General features: G+C 63.2%; 5 protein-coding genes and 1 pseudogene. 3 read left to right on the top strand and 3 right to left on the bottom strand.

The genetic code is table 11. The annotated features are described in order from the left end of the window. The coding region (locus tag JWQ89_RS10015) for an aldo/keto reductase (protein ID WP_299640614.1) at positions 1-692 on the bottom strand (692 nt) is incomplete at its 3' end. Positions 693-1046: 354 nt separating this feature from the next. Here JWQ89_RS10015 and JWQ89_RS10010 point away from each other — a divergent pair. Beyond that, positions 1047-1763 carry a FadR/GntR family transcriptional regulator gene (locus JWQ89_RS10010; protein ID WP_299640612.1) on the top strand — a complete coding sequence of 239 codons (717 nt, stop codon included), beginning with the start codon at positions 1047-1049 and terminating at the stop codon, positions 1761-1763. A gap of 25 nt (positions 1764-1788) precedes the next feature. Here JWQ89_RS10010 and JWQ89_RS10005 read toward each other — a convergent pair whose 3' ends face one another. Continuing rightward, on the bottom strand, positions 1789-2517 hold the full coding sequence (locus tag JWQ89_RS10005; protein WP_299640610.1) for a ribonuclease activity regulator RraA: 729 nt from the start codon (positions 2515-2517) through the stop codon (positions 1789-1791). 262 nt (positions 2518-2779) lie between these two features. Here JWQ89_RS10005 and JWQ89_RS10000 point away from each other — a divergent pair. After that, positions 2780-2914, top strand: a pseudogene (locus tag JWQ89_RS10000) (aminoacyl-tRNA hydrolase); the annotation flags it as partial. 70 nt (positions 2915-2984) lie between these two features. Here JWQ89_RS10000 and JWQ89_RS09995 read toward each other — a convergent pair. Further along, positions 2985-3188 carry a hypothetical protein gene (locus JWQ89_RS09995; RefSeq protein WP_299640608.1) on the bottom strand — a complete coding sequence of 68 codons (204 nt, stop codon included), beginning with the start codon at positions 3186-3188 and terminating at the stop codon, positions 2985-2987. Positions 3189-3629: 441 nt separating this feature from the next. Between JWQ89_RS09995 and JWQ89_RS09990 the strand changes: the two genes are divergently transcribed. Continuing rightward, the coding region (locus JWQ89_RS09990) for a hypothetical protein (protein WP_299640606.1) at positions 3630-3874 on the top strand (245 nt) is incomplete at its 3' end.

Here is a 3874-nt window from a genome sequence, read left to right as displayed (position 1 = left end):
AACAGTTCTGCGGTCAGTTCGCCCGCCCTGCGGTGGTCGGCAAGGCCGCCCCGCACGGCATACATGCACATCGTGCCGATGCCGTTCTCACGACTCAACGGCAGCACTTCGGTCACCGCCGTCTGGTTGAGGAAATTGGACCCCGCCATGATGACGTCCCAGACGTCGTCGCGGGCCGCGAGCCTCAGCATCTCGTGCGTGAAGTCGATATTGAAGCGCTCCGTGATCCCGAAGAAGCGGACCTTGCCCGCCTCGCGAAGCTTGATGAAAGCTGGAATCAGCTCGTCGCGGCAATAGCCATACTGGCCGGCGACCACCCCGTGCAGGTGCATGATATCGATATGGTCGGTTTTGAGATTGCGCAGGCTGTCTTCCACCATACCCATAAATGCCGCCGCGCTCTTGAGCCCGCAGCCGTAGCCCTCACGCTCATCCTGATCGACGATCGCTGTCTTGGTGGAGATGACAACCCGGTCGCGCACACCCTTGACCGCCTCGGCGACGATGGGCTCGGTGCCGTACTTTCCTGCGGTGTCGATCATCGAGATACCCAGGTCGATCGCGGCCTTCACCAGCGCGACCGAACTCTCGTGGCTGGCGCCGTGGCTTTGGCCGAGCCGGCTATATCCCCCTGCCCCGAGACACGCGGCGCTCGACCGGAGGCCGGTGCGGCCAAGTGCGACCTGCTGCATGGCATGCCCCCTTCCCGCCCGAGCTGGGCGGTGACGGAGATCGACCGAGGTCGACCGATCCCGGTTGCCTAACATGAGGACATGCCTGCGGCAACCTAGGAGTAAGTCAATAGGTCAGGTTTCGGCCGCTTTTGAGCTACGAAATGAGAATCTACTTGACAACTATGCTTGGACAGGGGGTATCGCTTTGGTTAGATTGCGCCGGCCGCTCGAATTGGGCTAATCGAACCATAAGAGGGGTGGGAGCCAGATATGGCCGGCTACCCAGCGTTTCGAACGGCTTCCAACAGGCTAGGGACGTCCCCTGGTGCGCGACCGGGACGACGACCCGGCTTCCATGCTAGAGCGATGACAATGGCCAACATTCAACTCACTCCGGCGCCCAAGCGCAGACTCGCCGACATCCTTTACGGACAACTGCTCGAACAGATCATGGCTGGGGCTGTGGCCCCCGGCGACAAGTTGCCGGCCGAACACGCGATCTGCGAAGCCTTCGGCGTATCTCGACCGGTGGTGCGAGAGGCCCTGACGCGGCTGCAGGCGGATGGCCTCGTCAAGACCCGGCGCGGCTCGGGCACCATTCTGTTGCGCGCCCCCCCGGCAGCCAGCGTCGACTTCTTCGATCCCGCCGATTTTGCCAGTTACCTGCGCGCCTTCGAGGTGCGAATGGCGCTGGAGCCGGCGGCGGCGCGCTTTGCCGCCGAGCGACGCACCCATGACGACCTGGTCGCCATCCGCGCCGCGCACCGAGCCTTCTCGAACGCGATCAACGCCGGCCAGCCAGCGCAGAAGCTCGACATCGCCTTTCACCGCGCCATCGCGGTTGCCAGCGGCAACGAGTTGTTCGCCAACCAACTCGACAGCCTCAGCGTCGAGCTCGAGGGGTTCATCGCGGTGACACTGGGACTGACCAAGCTTGGTTCGGCCGAGCGCCGCAGCACGGTGCTGCTCGAGCACCAGCGGATCGCCGACGCGATCGAGAGCGGGGATGGCGACCTAGCCACGACCTACATGCGCTTTCATCTCAGCGAGGCCCGGGGCCGGCTCACCGAAGTCACCCGCCGGTCCTGATTACACTGGGGCCACCGGAGGGGCGCTAGATCGCGGCCGTTCCTGTCTCGGCATCGCCCATTTCGCTGGCGCGCCGATAGCGTTCGAGTGTGTCGGCATTGGGGGGATAGATGCCGGCGAGGGGTTTCCCGGCAGCGATTTCGGCGGCGAGGAACTCTTCGATGCGCTCCTGCTGTACCGCCTGCTCGGCCACCTCAGCGGCGATCTCGGCCGGGATGACGATCACCCCATCGCCGTCGCCTACAAGGATGTCGCCGGGAAACACAGCCACCGTGCCGCAACCGACGGGAACGTTGAGATCGACCGCGTGGTGCTTGGTGAGATTGGTCGGAGCGCTCCGCGCGGCGCAATAAGTCGGTAGCGCGAAAGTCGAGATATTGTCCGAGTCGCGGATACCGCCATCGGTGACCACCCCGGCGACGCCGCGGATCATCATCCGCGTCAGCAGGATCGAACCGGCGCTCGCCGCCGAGGCGTCACCACGGCAATCCATCACCAGGACGTGGCCCGCCGGAATGGTCTCGACTGCCAGGCGCTGGGGGTGCCGGGTATCACGAAACACCTCGATCACGTCGATGTCCTCGCGTGCTGGGATATAGCGCAGCGTGTAAGCGGGGCCGACAAGTTTGATGTCGGACTTGGTCAGCCGCTGGACGCCCTGCATGAATTGCGAGCGCAGTCCACGCTTGAAAAGGCTGGTCGCGAGCGTCGCCGTGCTTACCTTGAGCAGCTTTTCCCTTACCTCGTTATCCATTGGTGCCAGAGCGTCGACCATAATTACCGTTCGAATTAGCGGAAATGTCAGCGGCTTCACCGTGAGATGCAGGTGCCGGACAGCAGCCATCCGAACGACCGGCCCTCGTCGACCTGCCCCATGGCATGCCACTCACCGTCATTGGGGAATCCTAGACCAAAGCCCGGCGGGTTGCAAAGAGTTGATATTATGAATCACAAATTCTTCCGAAGAACCTGTCCCGCACTGACTGTTGCTGACCTGCCGATAGCCGCCCGCGTTCCTCCGCGAGGCCCTCGTCCCGCCCAAGCCAAGACCCCCGACCCACCCCACCCTCGGCTCGAAGAAGCGCCGCCTCGAGGGCAAGACCCAGCGCGGCGCAGTGAAGAAACTGCGGAGTTCGAACAGCTTCGACTGAGGCCCCGGGCCGGTTCAGGCTGACAGGCTGGCCCGAGCTGCCGCGCCAACGTCCGCCTCGGCAATGGGCGTCATCGCCAGGCCATCGCGAAGACCTGTCTGAGCGCCTTTGTCAGCGAGTTGGCGGCCTCTGGAGTCGCCGATTTCTCGTCGCGCAGTCGGCGCACATGCTTGGCTTCCAACAGCGCATGCCCACCTGGACCAAAGAGCCGCACCGACCCGCCGACCCAGATTCCTGCTTCGACGATGATGGGAATCGCCGGCCAGGTGAGCACTATAAACCGTCCGGTACGGTCGGTGTTCCTGAGCGGGTCATCGGCAGCATAAGCGTAGAGAGTCCCGTGCTACACCCTCACAAAACTCATTTCTCGCTTCTGCAACCAGTACCTCACCTCAGGATGCCCACAGAACCGGCGTTCTCGGCCGTTCTGCCGCACATCACTACGCAGGGGATTTTGCACTACCGTTGTGTATGCACTTCTGCAAGCTGGCACACCGAGAGAGGCAAGGTGGTGATGCTCCGGGAGAACCCATGGTTCATTGGCGCTGACTTGGTCCGCGCCCTCGGCGTCCCCTGCTAGCCAAGCGCGCATTATGGTCGAAAATCCGAGTCAAAAACGGCGTACTGTCGCCGCGCTAAACCACTCGCCCCCGCAGTTGCCAACCCGTTGAGACCTTGTTAGCTCCTTGGACACACAAACAGTTGCGGTCAAATAATGGCTCCGATCGGGCCGCTCATTTTCGACCCGCCATCGAGCGAATTCGAAACTGAGCACCCAATCTACCAGGAAGTTGACGGCGCTGTTTCCCCCTCAGGACCGGCCCGCTTCCGCCAGCTCAAGGCCGATCAGCCCTATCTCGAGCCGAAGGACATCGCGCAGATGACCGGCGCCGACCTCGGCTTGGTGAAGGCGGCGCTGAGCCGGCCGGAGAAGCGTTTCAAGCCCAAGAGCCGGGTGCC

The organism is Devosia sp., assembly GCF_028290645.1.
Classification (GTDB): domain Bacteria; phylum Pseudomonadota; class Alphaproteobacteria; order Rhizobiales; family Devosiaceae; genus Devosia_A.
The sequence above is the reverse complement of the archived record's forward strand: the minus strand, read 5'-3'. Positions and strand labels throughout refer to the sequence as shown.

Coding starts and splice junctions, on each gene's coding strand:
- JWQ89_RS10010 (WP_299640612.1), top strand. CDS start 1,047: ATGGCCAACATTCAACTCACTCCGGCGCCCAAGCGCAGACTCGCCGAC.
- JWQ89_RS10005 (WP_299640610.1), bottom strand. CDS start 2,517: ATGGATAACGAGGTAAGGGAAAAGCTGCTCAAGGTAAGCACGGCGACG.